Origin of the sequence: Candidatus Pelagibacter sp., from assembly GCF_052049995.1 — a bacterium.
In the GTDB taxonomy this organism is placed as follows: domain Bacteria; phylum Pseudomonadota; class Alphaproteobacteria; order Pelagibacterales; family Pelagibacteraceae; genus Pelagibacter.
Map to the genome: position 1 here is coordinate 1 of NZ_JBNGYX010000007.1, position 24,417 is coordinate 24,417.

The window sequence follows — 24,417 nt, forward strand, 5'->3', positions numbered from 1 at the left end:
ACCTAATGGTCTTTCACCTTGTGTATAATAAGGTGAAAGACCATTAGGTAGATTATCATCAAAAATTATATGTTTAAAATTATTTTTTAATAAAAAACCAATTCTTTTTGAAAAACATACATGGTCATCAAAAATAATTAATGTTTTACTTTTATTTAACTTATGCCAATTTATTTTTGAAATATCTTTATCATAGTAACTAACATCATCATAAATTATTTTTCTATTGGACAAATCAATGTCAATTGAAAAAATATTAGTTTTCTTTAATGTATTTCTTATCAACCATGTAGTTTGACCTCTCCAAACACCAGATTCAATTACATTTGTTGGTTTAATTTTTTTTAGTAAACAATAAACCGCAAAACAATGATCAATTCTCATTCCACTAGTATTATCCTTAATTGGACGTGAATTATAAATTTTTAAAAATGATTTAAATTTAAGTTTTAGATTATCGTTATTAAACATACGATTATGGTGAGCCGTGATGGACTCGAACCATCGACCCATTCCTTAAAAGGGAATTGCTCTACCAACTGAGCTAACGGCCCACAAAATTGATTCATTTTTTTTAAACGAATATTGTGTATATACAGATAATTTTTTTTTTTTCAATTCGTTGAATTTAAAAGTTTTGATTAATTAAGGTTGTTAAATTAAGGAATTTGACATGATTATTCATACAAAATGGCACAGTTACTCTAACTACAACTTATCTATGTATTTATTATGAAAATCATCAAAAGTCCCAGAATAAATATTTTTTCTAATTTGTGACATTAATTCTTGATAAAAATTAATATTATGAAGCGTCAATAGCATTGAAGCTAATATTTCATTAGTATTAAATAAATGATTTAGATAATTTTTTGAATATTTATTTAAATTAAGATTTTCACAATTTGGATCAAGTGGCGTATTATCATTTTGATACTTATTATTTTTAATATTTACCCTTCCATTCCATGTAAAAGCTAAACCTGTCCTTCCAGATCTGGTAGGTAACACACAATCAAACATATCTATACCTCTTTTGACTGCACCTAAGATATCTGATGGTGTTCCAACACCCATTAAATAGTGAGGTTTGTCGATAGGTAAATATTCTTTGATGTCATCTAAAACATTAAACATTTCAATTTGTGTCTCACCAACTGCTAATCCTCCAATAGCATAACCATCGAAACCAATTTTAACTAATTCCTCAAGTGATTTGAGTCTTAAATCTTTAAATAGACCTCCTTGAACAATTCCAAATAAAGCTTTATGAGGATTGCTCCCAAAAGCTAGTTTAGATCTTTCAGCCCAGTAAAGTGATAAATCCATTGATTTTTTGATTAGATTATAATCATTAGTTTTCTTGGGGCATTCATCCATAATCATGACGATATCTGAATTTAAACCTAATTGTATTCTTATACTCTCCTCTGGACTTAAATAAAATTTTTTACCGTCAACGTGTGAGTTAAAAATAGCCCCCTTCTCCCTATCAATTTTATTTAATTTTGATAGAGACATTACTTGAAAACCACCAGAGTCAGTTAGTATAGGTAAATCACAATTCATAAAATTATGAAGTCCACCAGCAGATTCAATTCTTTCAACACCAGGGCGTATCATTAAATGATAAGTATTTGAGAGGATTATTTCAGAACCTGTTTTTTTAATATCATCTATAGTGCAAGCTTTTACAGTTGCCTGTGTTCCTACAGGCATAAAAGCTGGAGTTTGTATATTACCACGATGTGTTTCGATTAAACCACACCTAGCAAATTTATCTTTTTTTAGAACACTAAAGGCAAACTTTTTTAATGCCATTAAAAAAATTATTGAGATTTAAAACTAATAATTTTATCTGGATCGTTTACGGCACCGTTATTATTTTGATCACCTCTTTTTATTTTATCAACAAATTCCATTCCCTCTATAACTTTTCCAAAAACTGTATATTGTCGATCTAAAAAAGGAGCTGACTGAAAACAAATAAAAAATTGACTATTTGCGCTATTTGGATCCTGAGCTCTTGCCATTGATAAAGTTCCTCTATCATGTGGTAGACTATTAAATTCTTGTTCTAAATCTGGGAAATCTGAACCACCCATACCAGCTCTTCTTAGATCAAAATCTTTTGATTCTGAATTTCCAAATTTTACATCTCCTGTTTGGGCCATAAATCCATCAATAACTCTGTGAAAAACAACATTATCGTATTTACCGCTATTTGCTAATTCCTTAATTCTTTTTACATGATTTGGTGCAACATCTTCAAATAATTCAATTTTAACGTCGCCATCTTTTAATTTTAATATCATTATATTCTCCTCAGCTATTAATTGATTGGTAATAAATAAAAACAAAATAATTATTTTAATAAAAATTTTATTCATATTTCTCTTTTAAAGACTTGATTGTACTTTTGGTAGTAAATTTTTTAATATCTCCTTTTAATTTAACAATCTCTTTCACAAATTTAGATGAAATAATTTGATTTTCTACATCAGACATTAAAAAAATTGTTTCAATATTTTGGTTCAATTTTCTATTCATTCCAGCTAATTGAAATTCATATTCAAAATCAGATACAGCTCTTAATCCTCTTAAAATAATGTTTGATTTATATTTTTTACATAAATCAGTGGTTAATGAGCCAAAAGAAACTACTTTTATTTTTTTTCTATTTAATCTTAAATCTTTAAATAAAGCTTTATTAACTATTTCTATTCTTTCACCAGAGCTGAATAGATAATTTTTATTACTTTCGTCAGAAACACCTACTACAATTTTATCAAATAATTTTAATGATTTTTTTATTACATCTATGTGTCCAAAAGTAATTGGATCAAATGTTCCAGGATAAATTGCAATTTTACTCATTAAATTAAATTATCATCAATTTTAATAGCTGAAACAACTTTTTCTTCTCCTGATAACTTAATTATTCTAACTCCTTGAGTATTTCTGCCTGCGGTTCTAATTTCTTTAACAGCAACCCTTATAACCCTACCTTTGTTAGTAGAGATTAAAATTTCATCACCCTCAAAAACAGGAAAGGATGAAGTAATATTTCCATTTCTTGGTGAATTTACTATTCCTATAATTCCTTTACCACCTCTATTAGTAACTCTGTAATCTACATGAGAAGTCTTTTTACCATAACCGTTTTCACTTATTGATAAAACAAATTTTTCTTTAGCTTTTAATTCAGATTTTTCTTCTTTTGATTTTTTGCCATTTTTATTAATTTTATCATTATCAATAACTGACAAAGATACTATCTGATCATTTGGTGCTAACTCTATTCCTTTAATTCCTTTAGATGATCTACCCTTAAAAACTCTTAACTTCTTTGCCTCAAATCTAATGCATTTTCCAAATTTTGTACTTAAAATTATATCTTGATTATCTTTACAAATTTTAACACCTACAATTTTATCATTACTATCCAATTTCATTGCAATTTTTCCCGATGCATTAATTGATGAAAAATCTTCTAAACTATTTTTTCTTACTTTACCTTGTGCTGTAGCAAAAATAATTTGATAATTTTTTAAATCAGTTTCTTCCTCAGGCATTGGCATAATTGAGCTTATTGCTTGATGACTTTTCAAAGGTAAAATATTAAATAAAGATTTTCCTTTTGATGAAGATGATCCCTCTGGTATTTTCCATGCTTTGATCTTGTAAACTAAACCCTCGGTAGAAAAGAAAAGTACCGAAGTATGAGTATTTACAGATAATGTTTGAACAACGGAGTCTTGATCTCTAGTTGTTATGCCTGATTTTCCCTTACCACCTCTTTTTTGTTTTTTCACTCCATCTAAGGAACCTCTTTTTATGTATCCTTGTAATGTAACTGTAATTATTACTGATTGTTTTTGAATGGTTTCTTCAATATCATAATTTAAAACTGCATCTATAATTTTAGTTCTTCTTGGAATAGCAAATTTCTCTTTAATATTTTTTAATTCTTCGCTAATTACTTTTAAAAGTTCTTTTTTTGATGAAATTATCTTTTTATATTTAGCGATTAGTTCAGCTAGTTTTTTTATTTCAACTTCGATTTCATTTATTCCTAATGCAGTTAATTTTTGAAGTCTTAATTCTAAAATAGCTATAACTTGTGGTTCTGATAAAGAATAAAGGTTTCTACCTTTTTTTCCCTCTACTAAAGAGATTAATTTTTGAGATTTATTTATTTTCCATTTGGTTTTTAGAATTGATATTTTAGCATCATCAGGTGTTTTGGATGATCGAATAATTTTTATTATTTTATCTAAATTTTCAACTGAAACAGATAATCCTATTAATATATGAGCACGTTCCTCAGCTTTTTGAAGATCATATTTAGTTTTTTTAATTACAACATCTTCTCTAAAAGTTAAAAAATTAGATAAAAAATCTTTTAGTGTGCAAGTTTGTGGTTTTCCATCAACAATAGCTAAAGTATTAAAACCAAAAGAACTTTCTATTTGAGTATTTTTATATAATTGTCTCTTTATTGTTTCAGGCTCAACACCATTTCTTAAATCTATAGCAACTCTTATACCTTCTCTGTTTGACTCGTCTCTAATATCTCTTATTCCTTCAATTTTTTTCTCTCTTACTAATTGAGCAATTCTTTCATTTAAAACAGATTTATTAACTTGATAAGGTATAGAAGTTATTACCAATCTTTCACGTCCATTTTTTTGTTGTTCAATTGAGATTTCGCCTCGAATCTTAAAGGAGCCTCTTCCATTATTATATCCTTGTTTAATTATATCTTTACCTATAATTACACCACCGGTTGGAAAATCTGGACCAGGTATATGTTTCATTAACTCTCTAATCTTAATATCTTTGTTCTCAATTAAGGCCAAGGCACCATCTATAATTTCACCTAAGTTATGAGGAGGTATACTGGTTGCCATACCAACAGCAATGCCACCAGCTCCATTTACTAATAAATTTGGAAACTGTGCTGGTAAAACACTAGGTTCTTTTTCGGTTTCATCGTAATTACTTTTGAAAGTAATTGTATTTTTCTCAATATCATCAATCAAATATTGAGAAACTTTTGACAAACGAGTTTCGGTATACCTCATTGCAGCAGCAGGATCACCATCTATAGAGCCAAAATTTCCTTGACCTTGAATTAGTGGTAAGCTCATAGAGAAATCTTGAACCATTCTAACTAAAGCATCATAAACAGATTGATCACCATGAGGGTGATATTTACCAATAACGTCTCCAACTATTCTTGCAGATTTTCTAAATTGTTTTGACCAATCATATCCACCTTTATACATTGCATATAAAATTCTTCTATGAACAGGTTTTAATCCATCCCTTACATCAGGAAGTGCACGACTCACAATTACACTCATTGCATATGAAAGATATGATGAGCTCATCTCATCATGCATTGAGATTAATTTTATATTTTTATCTTTAAACTCTTCTGTATTTTTCATAGATATTAAAATGGAATTTCATCATCCATATCTGACACCTGTGAAGAATCCTCAATGTTGTTTTGTTGAGATGTGTCGTTTTGAATTCCACCACTAGAATTACTTCCACCTAACATTGTAAGTGAAGAGTTATATCCTTGTATAACTATTTCAGTTGAGTATTTATCTTGTCCAGATTGTTCATCTTTCCATTTTCTTGTTGTAAGTTGTCCCTCAACATATACTTGAGCACCTTTTTTTAAATATTGCTGAACTACATTTACTAGACCTTCATTAAATACAACTACACGGTGCCACTCAGTTTTTTCTTTCCTTTCGCCAGTGTTTTTATCTTTCCAGGATTGACTTGTTGCAAGACTTAATCTGGCTACACTTTTGCCATTTGCCATTTGTTTAATTTCAGGATCTGCGCCCAAACGACCAATTAATAATACTTTATTTAAACTTCCAGCCATAATATTTAATATTTGTTAAATTAGTTAATTAGAATTATATCACAATTCTTCTGAATATTAATTTTATTAACTCAAAGCAACTAAAATTATGATGAAAAAGATAGTTATTAAGGGCGCTAAAGAACATAATTTGAAGAATGTTACTGTAGAGATTCCAAAAGACAAATTTGTGGTCATAACAGGTCTATCAGGGTCAGGAAAATCATCTTTAGCTTTTGATACTATCTACGCAGAGGGTCAAAGAAGATATGTGGAAAGTTTATCTGCCTATGCACGTCAATTTTTAGATAAAATGAAGAAACCAAATGTTGATTTAATAGAAGGATTAAGTCCAGCTATTGCAATCGAGCAAAAAAATACCTCAAAAAACCCAAGATCTACTGTTGCAACTGTAACAGAAATATATGATTACATGAGGGTCTTATATGCTAGGGCAGGTATACCCTACTCACCATTTACAGGTAAACCAATAACCTCACAAACAATTACTCAAATAGTAGATTTAATTAAAAAATTACCAAAAAAATCAACAATATATATTTATGCTCCAGTGGTAAGAGGACGTAAAGGTGAATATAAAAAAGATATTTTAAGTTACAAGAGAAGAGGATTTAGAAAAATTAAAATTGATAATGTTTTATATGATATAGAAAAATCCCCCAATTTAGATAAAAAACTTAAACATGATATTTCAGTCTTAGTCGATAGAATAGTTTTAAATTCAAAACTTGGTAACAGGTTAGCTGAAAGCATTGAAACAGCTATAAATTTAGCTAACGGTTTAGTTTTTGTAGAATATGAAGATGAAACACTTCCTCAAAAATTTAGAAAAATTGAAAAATTAATTTACTCTACAAAGTTTGCATGTCCTGAGAGTGGTTTTACAATTGAGGAAATTGAGCCGAGACTTTTTTCGTTTAATAGTCCCTATGGAGCGTGTGAAGAGTGTGAGGGGATTGGAATGAAATTAAATGTTGATCCAAACTTAGTCGTCCCTGATGAAAGAAAAAGTTTAGCAGATGGAGCTATTGAACCTTGGTCAAAATCAACCACACTATATTATGCACAAACTTTAGCATCTTTAGCTAAACATTATGGTTTTTCTTTAGATGAAAAATGGAAAAAATTACCAAAAAAAATTAAAGATATTATTCTTTATGGTTCTGATGAAGATGAGATTAAATTTAATTATGACGATGGTTACGAGAAATATTCTTATAAAAAAACTTTTGAAGGTGTAATTAATAATCTTGAACGAAGATTTCTAGAGTCTGATAGTGAATGGAAAAGAGAGGCAATAGCTGAATATCAATCAGACACAGCTTGTGAAGCCTGTAATGGTGATAGATTAAAAGAAGAAGCCTTATGTGTAAAAATAAATGATCTTAATATTAGTGAAGTAACAAAAAAATCTATTTTAGATGCGGCAGAATGGTTTAAAAATTTAGAAAATAATCTTGATAAAAGACAATTTAAAATTGCTGAACATGTTTTAAAAGAAATAAACGAAAGATTAAACTTTCTATTAAATGTTGGTCTAGATTATTTAACATTGTCTAGAGAGTCTGGAACTTTGTCAGGTGGTGAAGCTCAAAGAATAAGATTAGCTTCACAAATTGGATCTGGTTTAACAGGTGTTTTATATGTTTTGGATGAACCTTCAATTGGATTACACCAAAAAGATAATGTTAAACTGATTAATGCACTAAAAAGATTACGAGATCTTGGTAATACTGTTATTGTTGTAGAGCATGATACCGAAACAATGGAAAATGCGGATCATATTATTGATCTCGGCCCTGAAGCTGGAAGTAATGGCGGCGAGATAACAGCTCAAGGATCATATGATGAAATTAAAAAAGATAAAAATAGTATTACTGGGCAGTATCTTGCTAATAAAAAAACAATTGAAATTCCTAAAACTCGACGTTTAGCTAAAAATGGAAGGTTTGTAGAAATCAATGGCGCAAGTGGAAATAATCTAAATAATGTAAATCTTAAAATTCCAACTGGAACTTTTACCTGTGTTACTGGTGTTTCAGGAAGTGGTAAATCTACTCTAATATTGCAAACTCTATTTCATGCTTTAAATTTAACTTTAAATAATAAAGCAAGAAAAGCACCTAAATCATTTAAAGGATATAAAGGTGTAGAATTGATTGATAAAATAATTGATATTGACCAGTCTCCAATTGGGAGAACACCTAGATCAAATCCTGCAACATATACTGGAGCCTTTGGGCCTATTAGAGATTGGTTTACAAGCCTACCAGAGTCCAAAACAAGAGGATATAAACCAGGAAGATTTTCTTTTAATGTTAAAGGAGGCAGATGTGAAGCATGTGAGGGTGATGGTGTAATCACTTATGAAATGCATTTTTTACCTGATGTTTATATACAGTGTGATGAATGTAAGGGTACAAGATACAATAGAGAAACTTTAGAAATTAAATTCAAAGGCAAAAGTATCGCAGATGTTTTAGATATGTCAGTTGATGAAGGGTGTGATTATTTTGAAAATATATCTAATATAAAAACAAAATTATTAACTCTTAAAAAAGTTGGATTAGGTTATATAAAAATTGGTCAGCAAGCAACTACGCTATCTGGAGGTGAAGCACAACGAATTAAGCTTGCAAAAGAACTTTCAAAAAGATCAACAGGAAGAACTATGTATATTTTAGATGAACCAACCACAGGTTTGCATCAACATGATATTAAAAAACTTTTAGAAATACTTCATACATTTGTAAAACTTGGGAACACAGTAGTTGTTATTGAACATAATTTAGATGTAATTAAAACAGCAGACTACATTGTGGATATGGGGCCTGAGGGTGGCGTGAAAGGTGGAAATATTGTCGCCGAAGGAAAACCTGAAGAAGTAAGCAAAGTTAAGGAAAGTTATACCGGTCAATTTTTAAAACCTCTATTAGCTTAAATTTAACAACTTAAAAATATCAAAAAATTAGTGTATAATTATACAGAATCATGAGTAATTTATTGTCATCATTATCAAAAACAATTCACACATCACTTGCGTTAGCAATAATATTGTTTTTAGGATTATTTTATTTAAACGATGGAATAGCTATTGATACATTATTCTGGAGCTGGTTGTTTAGATATATACATGTAATTGTTGCAATTATGTGGATTGGATTACTTTGGTATTTCAATTTTGTTCAAATTCCAAATATGGGTAAAATTCCAGATGAACAAAAACCAGCTATTGGCAAAGTAATAGCTCCAGCAGCATTATTTTATTTTAGATGGGCTGCAGCATTAACTGTTCTTTCGGGATTAATTCTTGCTCTTCTTAATGGATATCTTCATGATGCAATGACTTTAAGCATTGGTTCAGGTGTACCAAAACATACCGCAATTGGAATTGGAATGTGGTTAGGAATAATAATGGCATTTAATGTATGGTTTGTAATTTGGCCAAATCAAAAAAGAGCTTTAGGAATAATTGAGACAGATCCTGAAACAAAAGCCAAGTCAGCTAAAACTGCAATGCTATTCTCAAGAACAAATACTTTGTTATCATTACCAATGTTACTTACGATGGTAATAGCTCAAAATTTATATTAAATTATTTTTTATCGTCTTCTCTAAGGACAGTTTTTTGAGAAACTCGTAGTCTAACCAATACAGTGTTGGCTATATAAATAGAAGAATAAGTTCCAAAAACAACTCCTAGTATCATTGCTAACGAAAATCCTTTTAATATTTCTCCTCCGAAAAAATAAATTGCTAATAAAGCAAGTAAAGTAGTTGCTGAGGTTATTATAGTTCTAGATAAAGTTTCATTGATAGAAATATTTGTTAATTCAAAAATTTTTATATCAGAATATTTTCTTAAATTTTCACGCACACGGTCAAATATAACCACAGTATCATTCATAGAATATCCAACTATTGTTAAAACAGCTGCTATAATTGATAAGTTTATTTCTAAACTAAATAGTGAAAAAAATCCCAGTGTTACAATTACATCATGGAATAAAGCTAGAATTGCCCCTAGACTAAATTGCCATTCAAATCTAATCCAAATGTAAATTAGCATTAATGCTAATGACAAAGATATTGCTATCACCCCTGATTTTAATAATTCGGCACTAACTTTTGGTCCAACATTTTCAACTCTTCTAAAATCGTAGTTGTTTCCAAAAGATTTGTCTAAGTTTGCTTTAATTTCTTCAATAATGTTCTTTTTATTATCTTTATTTTCGAATTTCACTAAAAAATCAGTATCATTACCAAATTTCTTAACTGAAACATCTCCTAAGTCCATTTGATTAAATCTATCTCTTAATGAACTAACATTTATTTTTGAATCTGAAGCTCTTAATTCAATTAATGTACCACCTTTAAAGTCTATACCAAAATTAAGCCCTTTAAATATTAACAGTAACAATGAAACAACAATTAAAATTGATGAAAGTAAATTAAAGTGATTATAATATTTATTAAAAGCAATCATTAGATTAATTTTTCCTTATCTTTATTTCTTGATACATAAATACTAGTGAATAATCTTGCTATAAAATAGACTGAAAATAGTGTTGTAAATATTCCGACTCCTAAGGTTACAGCAAAACCTTTAACTGGACCTGAACCCATGAAAAACAAAATAATTGCTGCTAACAATGTAGTAATATTAGCATCTAAAATTGCTGTTCTCGATTTGGTATAACCACCATCAAAAGCCAAAATGTTATTGGTCTCGTCTTTTAGTTCTTCTTTAATCCTCTCAAAAATTAAAACGTTTGCATCAACTGCCATACCTACAGTTAGAATAATTCCTGCTATACCAGGCAATGTTAAAGTTGCTTCAAATAAAGTTAAAACACCCAAAAGAATAAACAAATTAACTATCAATGTTACATTGGTAATTAATCCAAAAATTTTATATTTTACAAACATAAAAATTATTACCAACATAAAACCTATTGCTAAGGCAATCATTCCTGCATTAATTGAATCTTGTCCAAGATCAGGTCCAACCGTTCTTTCTTCAATAATTTCTAATGGAGCTGGTAATGCTCCTGATCTTAATAATAAAGCTAGATCAGTTGCTGTTTGAAAAGTAAATCCACCACTTATCTGACCAGACCCACTGGCAATCGTATCTCTAACTACAGGTGCGCTAATAATTTTACCATCTAAAACAATTGCCAATTGTTTTCCAATACCAGTTGAGGTTGCCTTACCAAACCTTTTTGCGCCTACTCTATCTAAAGTAAATGAAACAATTGTTTGGTTAGCTTGTGTGTCCATTTTTGGTTGAGCATCAAGTAAATTTTCACCACTTATTATAATTCTTTTACTAACTGTGGCCTCTTCTAGACCATTTTCAAATTTTAACTTTTCAACACCAAAACGATCATTTTTGTCATTCGTTACAAATCGAAAAGTAAGGTTGGCAGTTTTACCAAGCAATGATTTTATTCTCATCGGATCGTCTAATCCAGGTAGCTCTACTAAAATTCGGTTATTTCCTCTTTTAAGTATATTGGGTTCATTAGTTCCAACTTCATCTACCCTTCTTCTAACTATTTCTATAGCTTGATCTTGAGAAGAAGTTTTAAGTTTAATTAAACCCTGTTTTGAAAAATTAACTTTAAAATTTAAACCTGTATCCTCAATTTCTAACTGATGTGATTTAAATCTTGGGTAATAAGGGTTAAGATCACTATTTTCATCCTGAAAAACATCTAAGATTGATTGCTTATCATTTTCTATTACATTAAAAAAAATATTTTGATTTTCTATCTTTATGTTGTTGATTTTAATATTTTTTTCTTTGAAGTAATTTCTAATAGTTGTTGTTAAGTTTTGTAGTTTTTGTTCAATTACAGGTTCATTATCAATTTCAAGTAATAGATATGATCCACCCTGAAGGTCTAATCCTAGATTAATTTTTTTATCAAAAAAATTATCATCAAATTTAAAAAGATTTGATGAAGCTATTAAAATAAATAAAACTGAAAAAAGAGTTATAAATAAAATTCTTAACTTAGAGAAATAAAGCACTTAACTAAAAATAATTATTTTTTAACTTCTTGAGTATTTGTATTAACAAGACTTTGAATACCAGTTGATTTAACTATCTCAACCTTTACATTTTCAGCAATTTCTACTTCAACTTTATCATTATCAATTAGTCTCTCCACTGTACCTGTAATTCCACCAGAAGTAATAACCTTGTCACCTCTTTTTAGACTTTCAACCATTGCCTTATGCTCTTTAACTTTTTTTTGCTGTGGTCTGATTAAGAAAAAATAAAAAATAACAAAAATTAAAATTAACGGTATAAATTGTCCTATTCCTGAGCCTTCCATAAATCTCCTTATAAATTATGTGAATACTTATACTATCTATGTAATTAAAACAACTTTATTTAGCTGAAATCAATTCCAAATTATTCATATACGGTCGCAATACCTTAGGAACAATAATCGAACCATCTTTTTGTTGATAGTTTTCTAGTACAGCAATTAAAGTTCTGCCCACAGCTAAACCACTTCCATTTAATGTTCCAACAAAAACAGTTTCCTTGTTTTTATTTTTATATCTTGATTTCATTCTTTGGGCCTGAAATGTTGAGCAAGAAGAGCATGATGATATTTCGCGATACTTGTTTTCTGATGGTAACCACACTTCAATATCATAGGTTTTTTCAGCACTGAAACCCATATCACCCGAACATAAAATTACTTTTCTATATGGTAATTCTAACTTATTCAGTATATCTGTTGCACAGTTTGTCATTCGCTCTAATTCTTCAAGACAATTTTCTTTTTCAACAATACTGACCATCTCAACTTTATAAAATTGGTGTTGTCTAATCATTCCTTTGGTATCTTTTCCATAACTACCTGCTTCTTTTCTAAAACATGGGGTTGAAGCAACAAATCTCATTGGTAAATCTTTTTGGTCAACAATTTTATCTTTAACAATGTTTGTTAAGATTACTTCAGCAGTTGGAATTAAAAATTTTCTATCTGATCCTTCATCAAATTTTATTTCAAATTGATCGTTTTCAAATTTTGGTAATTGGCCTGTTCCATACATTGTATTATCAGAGGCAATCAATGGAGGTGAGATCTCTTGATAACCATTTTGAACAATATGAGTATCTAACATAAAGTTAGATAAAGCTCGTTCTAGTAATGCTAACTCTTTTTTTACAAATACAAATCTTGATCCAGTGGTTTTTGTTGCAAGATCAAAATCAAGCATACCTAATTTTTCACCAAGTTCGTAATGAGATTTTGGTTTAAATTCAAACTCAGGAACTTTTCCAGCTTTTAAAACTTCTGCATTATCATTTTCATCTTTCCCATTTGGAACATCTTGATGAGGTATATTTGGTATACTTGATAAAATATTATCTAATTCAGTTTTAGTATTTTTTTGCTGCTCGGTAATCTTTTCTAATTCTGTAGATATTTCTTTAGATTTTTTGAATAAACTTTCATCTTTAGATTTTGAAATATCTTTTTTTTCTTTTTCTAAATTTTCTTTCTTTTGAATTAAATCTCTATTTAACTCATCAAGCTTTTTTAAATTATTAAAATCAATTTTAACTGAACGTTTTTCAAGATCTTTTTCAAATTTTGAAAAATCCTTTCTAATTTCTTTTAAATTATGCATCAGTTTTTTCTAAATTTTTGTTTTCTATAAATTTTACTGAAAATATTGATAATTCATATAAAATTAATAATGGAATTGCTAAACCTATTTGAGTAATTGGATCTGGTGGTGTAAGTAATGCAGCAGCAGTAAATATAATTACTACCACATACTTTCTTCTTTCTTTTAAAAATTGACTGTCGACAACTCCTATTCTTGCTAATAAACTTAAGACTATGGGTAGTTGGAAACTTATTCCAAATGCAAAAATTAACTTCATAACAAGTGACAAGTATTCATTTACTTTAGCTTCTAATTGAATTGGTAGACTTGTAGACATCCCTGTACTTTCAAATGACAAAAAGAATTTAATTGCAAGAGGCATTATCAAATAGTAAACAAGCATACCTCCTAAAAAGAAAAGGATTGGTGTTAATACAAGATATGGAAGTATGGCAACTTTTTCATGTTTATATAATCCTGGTGCAATAAATTTCCATATTTGCATTAGAATAAATGGACAGGTCACAAAAAAAGCTGTGAAAAAAGATACCTTAATATAAGTTAAAAAAGTTTCCTGTAAGGCGGTAAAAATAAGCCTTCTATCAGATCCATCATCTTTTACAGCTTGAGCAAATGGATCAACTAAAAAACCGTATATGTGTTCTGCAAATACGTAACAAATAACAAAAAAGATTATTAGAAATATAAAACTATGTATTAATCTTTTTCTTAGTTCTGTTAGATGGCTAACAAATCCACCTTCATTTTCTTCATTGCTCATCTTTTTTTGTTTCTTTTTTTATTTCATTATCAATTTTTTCATCATCAATTTCTAAATTAGAAACTTCATTTTGAATGTTGCTCACATATCTTTTTGCAGTCCCTATCCAAGATCCTGCTTTCTTTAACATGATTGGAAAATCTTTAGGACCGAGAACAACAATTGCGATACCAACAACAATTAATATCTCAAACCAACCAATAGTAGGCATGTGATTTAATCTTTGTTTTCTGAGTCTTTATTTTCGTCGGATATATTTTTTGGCTCTGTATCGTCAGTAACATCTGACGCCATTCCTTTTTTGAAACTTTTAATTCCCTTAGCTACATCACCCATCAGACTAGAGATTTTACCTCGTCCAAATAATAAGACTACTAATATAACTACGATTGCTATTTGCCAAATTCCTATGCTCATGAAAAACTTATAACCTTTTTATGGTAAATTTAAAAGTTACTTTTTTGTTAATCTTTCTCTTCTGTCTCAAGAGTGCTGTTTAACATCTCGTCAATATTAGAATAAATATCCTCTTTTTTTTCTTCTTGTTTTTCTTTGAAGAATTTTCCAGTTCCAAAAATTGCATTATCAACACTAGAATTGTCTATTAATCCAGCAGCACCTAATTCATCAATCGTTGGTAAATCAGATAATTTTTGAAGATTAAAATGACTTAAAAATTCATCAGTTGTAACATATTGTATTGGTCTACCAGGCACATCTTTACGGCCACCTGGCTTTACCCAATTAAGCTCCATCAATATTTCAAGAGTATTGGTTCCAAATGCAACACCTCTTATCTCCTCAATCTCCGCTCTAGTAACTGGCTGGTGATAAACAATTATAGCTAAAGTCTCAACTGCAGCTCTAGAAAGTTTTTTTTCAACCGTCCTTTCTTGTGACATAATATTTGACAAGTTAGGAGAAGTTCTGAAAGACCACTTTTCTTTTATGCAAACTAGATTAATTCCACGTTTAGAGTATTCTTGCTGCAACTTTTCTAATGATTTAGATACGCTACCTTTTTTAGTAACTTTGCTTTCGATTGTATCAACATCTAATGGTTCAGCAGCAGCAAAAATTACTGCTTCAATTTCTTTTTCCAAATCAGATAACTTAGATGGAAATTTAACGATATTATCTTTTGAAATTTTTTCTTTTTTAATCATTATTTTCCTTCACATAAATATCATCAAATAATTTATCTTGTTTCATTGTCAGGTTTCCTTCTTTAACTAATTCTAATGAACCAGCAAAAATTCCTGCTTTCCCAGTACGTTTAAATTTTGAGCCGCTTTTAAAATTTTTGGGAATTAAATCATCTAATTTTTTCCAATCAATTAATTTACCAAAAAACTCTCTTATAGTTTTAATTCCATCCTCTGCAGTAAAGACTGGTAATTTTGGAATATTCATTTTTTGAAAGTCTTTGGTCATAATAATTGTTGAATATGACTTAAGTAGTTCAAATAAACTTAGATTATACTCTGTGCTATAAATAGATCTTATATTTCCTTTCATTCCTCTTGATCGAATTTCTCTACCCAGTCTTTTTCTTTTTAGCATTTGTTCAGAAAGTAATCTTATTAGTTCTAATTTTTTTAATTGTAATTTTAATTTTTCAGCAACTTCTTGAACTTTAAATTCTTCTTCTGGAGTTCCCGGAAGTAATAGTTTAGATTTCAAATATGCTAACCAAGTTGCCATCAATAAATATTCTGAAGCAATTTCTAAATTTAAATCTTTTTCTTTTGTAATATAATCATGAAATTGATCTGCTAGCTTTGTAATTGATATCTCTTCAAGATCTACTTTTTGAGCTTTTGCTAAATCTAAAAGTACATCTAGAGGACCATTATAGTTATTGATATCAACATTAAATAATGCAGAATCAGAATTAGTCATGCTTTGATATTAACTTAAAATTTTATAAAATAACGATGTTTTTTTTATAATGAAATTACTTACCATTGGTGAATTATCACCAACTACCTTCATTTCAGACAATTTACCATTACAATGAAGAGCAAGATTACAACCTGCACTAAACGTTTTAATAGTATTAGTTTTTAAATCGTCTTTTAAACTTTTCATTGATAAATCATCTGAAATTAAAATGTTTTTAAAACCAATTTTTTTTCTAATTAAATTTATAATTTCTTTAGAGTGTGTAGCTGTATTTAATCTATCAATGCTTCGATATATTACATGTGCTGTCATTGCAAAATAGCTTAGTTTTTTCTTGAATGGAAAAAAATCATTTTTATTCAAATAATTTAAGTTTTTAGTAACTGTAGGAGTAAATTTATGACTATCTACCTTAGCTAATCCATGCCCTGGTATGTGTTTCATCACAGTTCCAATCGAATTTTCATGAAAATAATCAATGCAAATATCTCCAATTTTAGAGATATTTTTTTTATTTTTTGAAAAAGACCTATCACCAATAATGTTGCTGGCGCCTTTAACTCGAAGATCTAAAACAGGAACAGTATTTATATTAACACCAATTGATTTAAGCAAATACGAAGTTTTATCGATAAATAATTTATAAATAATATTAAATTTTTTCTTATCTTTTGTGAATAAATTACCAAAATATTCAGAAGACAAATTATCAAATGAAATAATTTTACCTAGTCGATTTACTCGTCCACCTTCTTGATCAATTAATATTGGGTATTTTTTGTCTTTAAATATCTTTTTTATTTTATCAGTTAATTTTTTAGTTTGTTCAATTGAATTTATGTTTCTTGAAAATAAAATAACTCCCCATGGTTTATATTTCCTTAAAAAAGCAATCTCTTTCTTTGATAATATTGATGATTTTAAACCAACAATAAAAGCTCTTCTATTCTTAATCATTTTCTAAAAGTTTCCAAAAATTAAACTTTTTTTTCTTTTTTTTATTTGTTTGCTTAACGTATTCTATTACATTTTGTGTATCATTTTCCAAAACAGGTAAATTTTTTGAATATATTTTAATTTTTTCATCATTGTTTTTATAAGATCTGTATGATTTTTTTTTATTTTCATCTGAAAAATAATATCTACCAGTCAAAAAAATAAATAAAGCAATTACAACAATAAAGATTAAATACTTAATTTCTTTTAGCATTACATTTTATCAGGTGTATCAACACCAACTATGTCCATTCCAGATTTTACAACGTTAGATATTGCTTTTAAAAAAATTAATTTATCTGGTGAAACTGTTTTTTGATCATTAATAAATCTTTTTTCTGGGTTTTGTTTACCAAGGTTCCAATACGAATGGAATTCTGAAGCAAGATCATATAAATAAACAGGTACTCTATGTGGTTCTAATTTTGAACTAGCTGCATCGATACATTTTGGCCATTCTGAAATCTTTTTTAAAATTTTGATCTCATCATTTGAGTATTCAAAACTAAAATCATCTAATTCAATTTTTGAATTTAAATCTTTATCAATATGTCTAAAGACAGATGAAATTCTAGCATAACAATATTGAACATAATATAAAGGATTATCTTTAGATTTTTCTTTTACAGCATCAAAATCAAAATCTAATTCCACATCACTACTTCTGTTAAGCATGATGAATCTAGTTGCATCTTTTCCAACTTCTTCAATTAAATCATCAACCGTAATGTAGTCACCTTTTCTTTTAGACATCTTAAATGGTTTGTTATCTTTAATTAATTTTACAAGCTGACTAATTTTACAAATCAATTTATCTTTTTTTCCTGATAGAGCTTCAACTGAGGATGAAATTCTTTTGATGTAACCAGCATGATCTGCACCAAGAATATTTATTAAATAATCAAATTTACGATCTATTTTATTTTTATGATAAGCAACATCACTTGCAAAATAAGTCCATGTTCCATCTGACTTTTGTAATGCTCTATCTTTATCATCGCCAAAATCAGTAGATTTAAAAAGTAACTGTTCTCTTTCTACCCAGTTTTTATCATCTTCACCAGCTGGAGCTTTAATTTTTCCTTTGTATACAAATTTATTCTTTTCTAAAAATTTTATTACACTCTCTACTTCGTTGTTCGAAACAATACTTTTTTCACTAACAAAATTATCGTGGTTAATTCCTAAACTCTTAAGGTTATTTTTAATTAAAAGTAGCGCCTGTTCTATAGATAAAGCTGTTAACTTATCGCTTATTTGCTCATAATCATTAAAATTTAAATCTGAATTATCCGAAACTATATTTTTTGCAAAATCAACAAGGTAATCTCCTGGATACAAATCAGGATTATCTTGAGGAAATGTTTCGTTAAATTTTACTTCCCTAATTCTAAAGTATACAGATTTTGTAAAATTTATAATCTGGTTACCATAATCATTTACATAATACTCTTTTGTAACCTTGTGTTTATTAAATATTAACACATTAGATATGACATCACCTAAAATAGCTCCTCTACAATGACCAACATGCAAAGGTCCTGTAGGATTAGCTGATACAAATTCAACTAAATAATTATTTTTTTTCTCTTTTTCATTAATTCCAAATTTTTCAGAGTTATCAATTATTTCTTTAATAAAGTTTGACCAAAAAGATGGCTTAAATTTAATATTTATAAAACCAGGTTTGGCAACTGATATGTTTTCAATTAGTTCATCACTATTTTTTATTTCATGTGCTAGTTTTTCTGCTAATTGTATTGGAGAGGTTTTATTTAGTTTAAATAAAACCATTGCAACATTAGTTGAAATATCACAATCAAATTTTGGAGGCGGTATTTCCGCATTAATACCATTGAAACTTTCTGGAACGATAAGTTGATTTTTTTTACTAAGTTCAACAATAATAGATTTAATTTTATCTAAATATAATTCAAAAATATTCATTTATTATCGTTATAAAGGTTAATTGCGTATCTGTCTGTCATACCAGATATAAAATCTGAAATAGCTCTATATTTGTCTTTAGTCAATTGCTCTTTAGTAAGAAATTTTCTAGGATTTGATTTAATTATTTTAAATAATTTCTTAATTATCATTTTGCCTCTTTGATTCTTATTAAGCACCGATTTATTGTCATACATTCTATGTCTTAAAAATGATTTAATTTCTTGTTCTGAATTTACTATTTTACCTGAAAAAGAAACTATTAGTTGATTTGATTTTGATACGTCTTTTAATGACTTAATTTTAAATTTTTTAATATTTTTTTCTGTATTACTTAGTAAATCTCTTATCATAATATCTATTGAGTCTCTTATGATTTGGTAAATAGCAATTTTATAATTTTTTTTATTTATTTTGTTTTTATATCTTTGGTAAATATTTTTGAAAAAATCTAATTCTACTAATTCTTCAAGCTTAAATAAATTAGCTTTGATTCCATCCTGAATATCATGGTTATTATAGGCAATATCATCTGATATTGCTGATATTTGAGCTTCTAATGATGGATACGTATTAAAGTTAATCTTATTTTTGAAAACTTTTGATCCAATTAGTTTGTTGATCATGCTTAAATCATCTACTGGTCCATTATGTTTTAAAAGTCCCTCTAAAGTTTCAAGAGTTAAATTTAATCCAGCAAATTTAAAATATTTATTCTCTAAAAACATTACTATTCTTAGTGTCTGAAGATTGTGATCGAAACCTCCATAATTTTGCATACATTCATCTAAAGAATCCTCTCCTGCATGGCCAAATGGAGTATGACCTAAATCATGAGCAAGACTTAAGGTTTCAGCTAAATCTTCGTTTAATTTTAGATATTTTGCAATTGATCTTGCTATTTGAGCAACCTCAATTGAATGAGTAATCCTGGTTCTAAAATGATCCCCTTCTGTGTTAACAAATACTTGGGTTTTATGCTTTAATCTTCTAAATGACGCGCTGTGAATTATACGATCTCTGTCGCGTTGAAAAGGAGATCTGTATTTTGAATTAGCTTCTTTATTAAGTCTGCCTTTACTTTTAAATACGCCTAACAAAGTGTCTTTTTTCATCCTTTAATTTAAATAATTAAGTATTATATTAGTAATATCAGTGTTCAGACATGATTAAAGAAATTAAATTTACGGATAAAGCGTTAAAACAAATAGATAATTTGTTATCAAAAAAAGACAAAGGATCATTCTTCAGAATCGCTATCAAAGGTGGAGGTTGTTCTGGTTTTCAATATGAATTTACATTTGATAAATCAAAACAAGATGATGATTTAAATTATCAAAATATTTTAATTGATAAAACCTCAGCTGATTTGCTTAAAGGATCTGAGGTTGATTATGTTTCTGAACTTATAGGTGAGCAATTCAAAATATCTAATCCACAAACCAAATCTTCATGTGGTTGTGGAGTGTCTTTCTCACTTTAATGCTCATTTCATCTTGGAATGTAAACTCGGTAAGAGCAAGAATTGAAAATATCAAAAGCTATTTATTAAAATATAAACCTGATATTTTAATGATGCAGGAAATCAAAACTGAAGATGTTAATTTTCCATATGATGATTTTTCATCAATGGACTATGAAAGTCATGTATTTGGTCAAAAAAGCTATAATGGTGTAGCGATCATCTCAAAAAATAAATTAAAAAATGTCAAAACAGATTTAATTAAGGATAAGTTAAAACAATCAAGAATAATTTCAGCAGAATTTGAACATAAGAAAAAAAATATACAATTAATAAATATTTATACCCCTAATGGTAATCCTGTGGATACTGAAAAATATGATTATAAAAAAGATTGGCTTGATCAATTAATAAAACAATTAAAAACTTTATCTAAAAAAAATTCAAATATTATTCTAGCAGGCGATTTCAATATAATCCCTTCAGCTGAAGATGTTTACAATGTTAAAAGTTTTGAAGATGACGCATTATACCGACTTGAAATAAGAAAAAAATTTAGAGAAATGATTAATCTTGGTTTTAATGACGTCTACAGACATTTTCATGAGGATAAAGAAGGATATACATTTTGGGATTATATGAGAGGTGCATGGCAAAAAAATAATGGGATGAGGATTGATCATTTTTTAGTTTCAAATTCTATAATTGATCAAATTAAAGATATTAATATTAATAAAGATCCACGTGGAAGAGAAAAACCTTCTGATCACACTCCAATTGAGATTAATTTAGCTTAAAGATTTAATTTTATTTACTAATTCTTCGTTAATATTTCTTGGACCAGTATCCATTCTATTCTTGTGACGTCTTTCTCCAGGTAATCTTACTTCACCCATTGATTTCATTTTTTCAAAAAATTCGTCAGCATGTTTTTGCCAATTAGTACCTGAAGTTTTATCTGGGTTAATGGCTAGTATGAATTCACCGCCACTTGGAGGACCACCATCATTATTATCTTTGGCAGCAGTTTCAAAACTAAAATTATCTCCAACTAATGCACCTGCCATTAATTCTACCATCATTGCAATAGCAGATCCCTTATAACCACCAAATGGTAATAAAACTCCACCATCAGCAATTTCGCCTGGATCCGTTGTTTCTTTACCATCTTTAGTTAATCCAGTTCCAAGTGGAACTTTGTGCCCTTCTCTTTTAGCAACTTGAACTTCACCCATTGCCATTGAAGCTGTTGCCATATCATAAACAACTGGTGTTTTACCTGGACGTGGCCAAGCAAATGAAATTGGATTTGTTCCAAATAATGGCTTTATAGCACCGGCAGGTGCTACAGCAGGCTTGTAAGATGTACAAGCATAGGCAACTAAACCATCTTCTGCTAATTTTTCTGTTTCAGGCCACATAGCAGCCATATGATGAGAATTATTTATTGCTAAAACAGCTACACCATTTTCTTTTGCTGCTTTTGCTAATTCAGGCAATCCTTTATTTAAAACAACGGGTGCTAAACAATTATTACCTTCAACTTTTATTACAGATGGAGATATTTTTTTTACTTCGGGTTTCCCTTTACCATTTATCTTTCCACCTTTAAGGCCTATTACATAAGCTGGTAACCTGAATAAACCATGGGATACAGAACCATCTCTCTCAGCATTTCTTATCAAGTCTGATAAAATTGATGCTGTTTCATCATTACAACCATTTGCCAAAAGAGTTTTTTTAGCTAATTCAAATATTTCGTCTAAAGTTAATGAAACTGTGCTCATTATTTTGATTTACATTTTTTACATAAACCAAAAAATTCTAAATTGTATTTGCTATATTTCATTCCGGAATCATCTGAAAAATTAGATAAATATTTTGATAGTTTTGAATTACTTATTTCAGATACATTTTCACAACTTTCACAAATTGAAAAAGCTGTTGCTTTTGAAATCTGACAGCTTGAATTTTGACAAGCTATAAAAGCATTTCTGCTTTCAATCTTATGGATTTTTCCTATTTCAACTAATTTATCTAATGCTCTGTAAACTTGTAGTGGCGCTTTAATTCCTTTTTTTTGAACATTAAAAAGGATTGAATAAGCTTTCATTGGTCCACCAGATTTATCAATTAAGTCAAAAATTATTTTTTGATTTTTGGAAAGGTTATGTTCTTTTTGCATCTTTAAATTCTTATCAATATGTTATCAGTTTTTCAATTTAATCGATTGTTTTATTTTAAATAAAGACAGTATAAATAATACCAACGAGGCAGCTATTATAGATGGTCCTGAAGATGTATTAAATTCTAAGGAAGAATATAAACCTAATACAACAGACAGTAATCCACCAATAATTGAAAATAACACCATCTTTTGAGGGCTATCAGAAATATTTCTAGCCATCGCAGCTGGTATAATTAGCATACCTGTGATCAATAATAACCCTACCATTTTTATTGATATGGCTATTACAGCAGCCATAAGAATTGTAAAAATAGCTTTTGCTCTATCAGGGTTTAACCCTTCTGCTTCTGCTAATTCATAATTAACTGTAGATGCAAACAACGGTTTCCAAATCAATTTAAGAACTAATAAAATTAAAGCTCCTCCAGTCCAAATAATCAATAAATCATCAGTTGTTACAGCTAATATATCACCAAATAATAGACCCATAATATCAAAACGAATAAATGTTAAAAAACCTATTACTACTAATCCAACAGCTAATGAAGAATGAGCTAAAAGACCAAGCAAAGCATCTCCAGGTAAATTAGTTTTTTTCTGTAGTTGAATTAGAATTAATGCAATTACTGAAGAAATTAAAAACACTGAAATAGCTATATTTAAATCTAAAGTATATGCCATTGTCACACCAAGAAGTGCTGAATGAGCTAATGTATCACCAAAATAAGATAATCTTCTCCATACTACAAAACAACCTAATGGTCCTGTAACAAATGCAATTCCTATTCCTGCAAATAATGCTCTTATAAAAAAATCATCAAACATATTAATTTTTCTTTATTTCTCCCTCATCAGAATGAACGTGGTCATGTTTATGTTCATATACAGAAAGAATTTGAGATGCTTGTTCGCCAAATAAGGATTTATATTCATTGTTTTTAGCAACATCCATTGGTGATCCAGAGCAACATACATGACCATTTAAACAAACAACATGATCAGTTGCGGTCATGACTGTATGTAGATCATGTGAGATTAATAGAATTCCACAATTTAGTGTATCAGAAATTCTTTTTATTAATTCATACAAAGCAATCTCACCAGTGTAATCAACTCCTTGAACAGGTTCATCAAGAACTAATAATTCAGGTTTTTTTGAAATAGCTCTTGCAATTAAAACTCTTTGAAATTCACCACCTGACAAATTTCCTAAATTTTTATTCTTAAGATGGATAACACCTGTTAATGTAAGTGCTTCATCTATTGTCTCATCTTTAATATTTTCAGTTAGACGCATAAAATCATAAACTCTTAAGGGTAAGGTCCAATCAATAGATATTTTTTGAGGAACATATCCAACTTTATTTGTGTATTTCTCAACACTTCCTTCTATGTTTTTGTAAATTCCCAATGCAATTTTTGCGGTAGTACTTTTTCCAGAGCCATTAGGTCCAATAAGTGTAACGATTTTCCCTTTTTCAACAGTTAATGAAACACCTTCCACTAGCCATTTATCATTTTGTTTAAAACCAGCGTTATTTAATTTTACTAATGTACTATTTTCTGAGCTCATATATTGCTTG

At 28.7% G+C, this 24,417-nt stretch carries 27 protein-coding genes and 1 tRNA gene; 4 read left to right on the forward strand and 24 right to left on the reverse strand.

The annotated features are described in order from the left end of the window. The 7 genes from ACTT9Y_RS05870 to ssb all read right to left on the reverse strand — a co-directional run. Nucleotides 1-471, reverse strand: a 471-nt coding sequence (locus ACTT9Y_RS05870; RefSeq protein ID WP_440933441.1) for a hypothetical protein, incomplete at its 3' end; no start/stop codon positions are given. A gap of 7 nt (nucleotides 472-478) precedes the next feature. After that, nucleotides 479-554, reverse strand: a tRNA-Lys gene (locus ACTT9Y_RS05875). Between the two features lie 154 nt (nucleotides 555-708). Beyond that, a complete protein-coding gene (gene tgt / locus ACTT9Y_RS05880) occupies nucleotides 709-1,821 on the reverse strand; it encodes a tRNA guanosine(34) transglycosylase Tgt (protein WP_440933442.1) in 1,113 nt (370 codons plus the stop codon). A gap of 8 nt (nucleotides 1,822-1,829) precedes the next feature. Further along, nucleotides 1,830-2,390, reverse strand: a complete 561-nt coding sequence (locus tag ACTT9Y_RS05885; protein ID WP_440933443.1) for a peptidylprolyl isomerase — start codon at nucleotides 2,388-2,390, stop codon at nucleotides 1,830-1,832. Continuing rightward, the gene (gene coaD, locus ACTT9Y_RS05890; RefSeq protein WP_440933444.1) at nucleotides 2,383-2,877 is read right to left on the reverse strand and encodes a pantetheine-phosphate adenylyltransferase; all 495 of its coding nucleotides are present in this window, start codon (nucleotides 2,875-2,877) and stop codon (nucleotides 2,383-2,385) included. Before coaD ends, ACTT9Y_RS05885 begins: the two co-directional genes overlap by 8 nt. Then, entirely contained in the window at nucleotides 2,877-5,456 is a 2,580-nt protein-coding gene (gene gyrA / locus ACTT9Y_RS05895; RefSeq protein ID WP_440933445.1) for a DNA gyrase subunit A, read from the reverse strand. The genes coaD and gyrA overlap by 1 nt, the downstream gene beginning before the upstream one ends. Nucleotides 5,457-5,461: 5 nt before the next feature. Beyond that, a complete protein-coding gene (gene ssb, locus ACTT9Y_RS05900) occupies nucleotides 5,462-5,911 on the reverse strand; it encodes a single-stranded DNA-binding protein (RefSeq protein WP_440933446.1) in 450 nt (149 codons plus the stop codon). Between the two features lie 88 nt (nucleotides 5,912-5,999). Here ssb and uvrA point away from each other — a divergent pair, with 88 nt between their 5' ends. Beyond that, complete coding sequence (gene uvrA, locus ACTT9Y_RS05905; protein ID WP_440933447.1) at nucleotides 6,000-8,852, forward strand: excinuclease ABC subunit UvrA; 2,853 nt, start codon at nucleotides 6,000-6,002, stop codon at nucleotides 8,850-8,852. Nucleotides 8,853-8,902: 50 nt separating this feature from the next. After that, the gene (locus tag ACTT9Y_RS05910) at nucleotides 8,903-9,505 is read left to right on the forward strand and encodes a urate hydroxylase PuuD (RefSeq protein ID WP_440933448.1); all 603 of its coding nucleotides are present in this window, start codon (nucleotides 8,903-8,905) and stop codon (nucleotides 9,503-9,505) included. A 1-nt stretch (nucleotide 9,506) separates the two neighbouring features. Here the strand turns inward: ACTT9Y_RS05910 and secF are convergent, their stop codons facing one another. Genes secF through ACTT9Y_RS05975 form a run of 13 tightly spaced genes read right to left on the reverse strand, consistent with a single transcriptional unit; the run spans nucleotide 9,507 to nucleotide 20,299 of the window. After that, a complete protein-coding gene (gene secF / locus ACTT9Y_RS05915; RefSeq protein ID WP_440933449.1) occupies nucleotides 9,507-10,397 on the reverse strand; it encodes a protein translocase subunit SecF in 891 nt (296 codons plus the stop codon). After that, entirely contained in the window at nucleotides 10,397-11,950 is a 1,554-nt protein-coding gene (secD, locus tag ACTT9Y_RS05920) for a protein translocase subunit SecD (RefSeq protein ID WP_440933450.1), read from the reverse strand. The genes secF and secD overlap by 1 nt, the downstream gene beginning before the upstream one ends. A 14-nt stretch (nucleotides 11,951-11,964) precedes the next feature. Beyond that, the gene (gene yajC, locus ACTT9Y_RS05925) at nucleotides 11,965-12,258 is read right to left on the reverse strand and encodes a preprotein translocase subunit YajC (RefSeq protein WP_440933451.1); all 294 of its coding nucleotides are present in this window, start codon (nucleotides 12,256-12,258) and stop codon (nucleotides 11,965-11,967) included. A 55-nt stretch (nucleotides 12,259-12,313) separates the two neighbouring features. Next, nucleotides 12,314-13,573, reverse strand: a complete 1,260-nt coding sequence (gene serS / locus ACTT9Y_RS05930; RefSeq protein WP_440933452.1) for a serine--tRNA ligase — start codon at nucleotides 13,571-13,573, stop codon at nucleotides 12,314-12,316. Beyond that, a complete protein-coding gene (tatC, locus tag ACTT9Y_RS05935) occupies nucleotides 13,566-14,336 on the reverse strand; it encodes a twin-arginine translocase subunit TatC (protein ID WP_440933453.1) in 771 nt (256 codons plus the stop codon). The genes serS and tatC overlap by 8 nt, the downstream gene beginning before the upstream one ends. Continuing rightward, on the reverse strand, nucleotides 14,326-14,547 hold the full coding sequence (tatB, locus tag ACTT9Y_RS05940) for a Sec-independent protein translocase protein TatB (RefSeq protein ID WP_440933454.1): 222 nt from the start codon (nucleotides 14,545-14,547) through the stop codon (nucleotides 14,326-14,328). The genes tatC and tatB overlap by 11 nt, the downstream gene beginning before the upstream one ends. A gap of 5 nt (nucleotides 14,548-14,552) precedes the next feature. After that, a complete protein-coding gene (gene tatA, locus ACTT9Y_RS05945; RefSeq protein ID WP_023853830.1) occupies nucleotides 14,553-14,753 on the reverse strand; it encodes a twin-arginine translocase TatA/TatE family subunit in 201 nt (66 codons plus the stop codon). 47 nt (nucleotides 14,754-14,800) lie between these two features. Beyond that, entirely contained in the window at nucleotides 14,801-15,502 is a 702-nt protein-coding gene (scpB, locus tag ACTT9Y_RS05950) for an SMC-Scp complex subunit ScpB (RefSeq protein WP_440933455.1), read from the reverse strand. Beyond that, the gene (locus ACTT9Y_RS05955) at nucleotides 15,495-16,238 is read right to left on the reverse strand and encodes a segregation and condensation protein A (protein ID WP_440933456.1); all 744 of its coding nucleotides are present in this window, start codon (nucleotides 16,236-16,238) and stop codon (nucleotides 15,495-15,497) included. The genes scpB and ACTT9Y_RS05955 overlap by 8 nt, the downstream gene beginning before the upstream one ends. Nucleotides 16,239-16,247: 9 nt before the next feature. Beyond that, the gene (locus ACTT9Y_RS05960; RefSeq protein WP_440933457.1) at nucleotides 16,248-17,198 is read right to left on the reverse strand and encodes a glycoside hydrolase family 3 N-terminal domain-containing protein; all 951 of its coding nucleotides are present in this window, start codon (nucleotides 17,196-17,198) and stop codon (nucleotides 16,248-16,250) included. Beyond that, on the reverse strand, nucleotides 17,191-17,451 hold the full coding sequence (locus tag ACTT9Y_RS05965) for a hypothetical protein (RefSeq protein ID WP_440933458.1): 261 nt from the start codon (nucleotides 17,449-17,451) through the stop codon (nucleotides 17,191-17,193). Before ACTT9Y_RS05965 ends, ACTT9Y_RS05960 begins: the two co-directional genes overlap by 8 nt. Continuing rightward, nucleotides 17,451-19,184, reverse strand: a complete 1,734-nt coding sequence (gene argS / locus ACTT9Y_RS05970; protein WP_440933459.1) for an arginine--tRNA ligase — start codon at nucleotides 19,182-19,184, stop codon at nucleotides 17,451-17,453. Before argS ends, ACTT9Y_RS05965 begins: the two co-directional genes overlap by 1 nt. Further along, a complete protein-coding gene (locus tag ACTT9Y_RS05975; protein WP_440933460.1) occupies nucleotides 19,181-20,299 on the reverse strand; it encodes a deoxyguanosinetriphosphate triphosphohydrolase in 1,119 nt (372 codons plus the stop codon). The genes argS and ACTT9Y_RS05975 overlap by 4 nt, the downstream gene beginning before the upstream one ends. A gap of 50 nt (nucleotides 20,300-20,349) precedes the next feature. Here ACTT9Y_RS05975 and ACTT9Y_RS05980 point away from each other — a divergent pair, with 50 nt between their 5' ends. Together ACTT9Y_RS05980 and xth are read left to right on the forward strand one after the other, a co-directional pair. After that, complete coding sequence (locus ACTT9Y_RS05980) at nucleotides 20,350-20,667, forward strand: HesB/IscA family protein (RefSeq protein ID WP_023853837.1); 318 nt, start codon at nucleotides 20,350-20,352, stop codon at nucleotides 20,665-20,667. Then, entirely contained in the window at nucleotides 20,667-21,443 is a 777-nt protein-coding gene (xth, locus tag ACTT9Y_RS05985; RefSeq protein WP_440933461.1) for an exodeoxyribonuclease III, read from the forward strand. Before ACTT9Y_RS05980 ends, xth begins: the two co-directional genes overlap by 1 nt. On the opposite strand, the gene ACTT9Y_RS05990 is transcribed toward xth, so the two are convergent. From ACTT9Y_RS05990 to ACTT9Y_RS06005, 4 genes are read right to left on the reverse strand one after another with little or no spacing between them, the layout of a single operon-like run. Continuing rightward, a complete protein-coding gene (locus tag ACTT9Y_RS05990) occupies nucleotides 21,435-22,433 on the reverse strand; it encodes an Ldh family oxidoreductase (protein WP_440933462.1) in 999 nt (332 codons plus the stop codon). The two genes, xth and ACTT9Y_RS05990, sit on opposite strands and share 9 nt — an antisense overlap. Further along, the gene (locus tag ACTT9Y_RS05995; protein ID WP_440933463.1) at nucleotides 22,433-22,831 is read right to left on the reverse strand and encodes a Fur family transcriptional regulator; all 399 of its coding nucleotides are present in this window, start codon (nucleotides 22,829-22,831) and stop codon (nucleotides 22,433-22,435) included. Before ACTT9Y_RS05995 ends, ACTT9Y_RS05990 begins: the two co-directional genes overlap by 1 nt. A gap of 24 nt (nucleotides 22,832-22,855) precedes the next feature. Beyond that, nucleotides 22,856-23,659, reverse strand: a complete 804-nt coding sequence (locus ACTT9Y_RS06000; RefSeq protein ID WP_440933464.1) for a metal ABC transporter permease — start codon at nucleotides 23,657-23,659, stop codon at nucleotides 22,856-22,858. Nucleotide 23,660: 1 nt separating this feature from the next. Further along, complete coding sequence (locus tag ACTT9Y_RS06005) at nucleotides 23,661-24,407, reverse strand: ATP-binding cassette domain-containing protein (RefSeq protein ID WP_440933465.1); 747 nt, start codon at nucleotides 24,405-24,407, stop codon at nucleotides 23,661-23,663. Nucleotides 24,408-24,417: the final 10 nt, after the last annotated feature.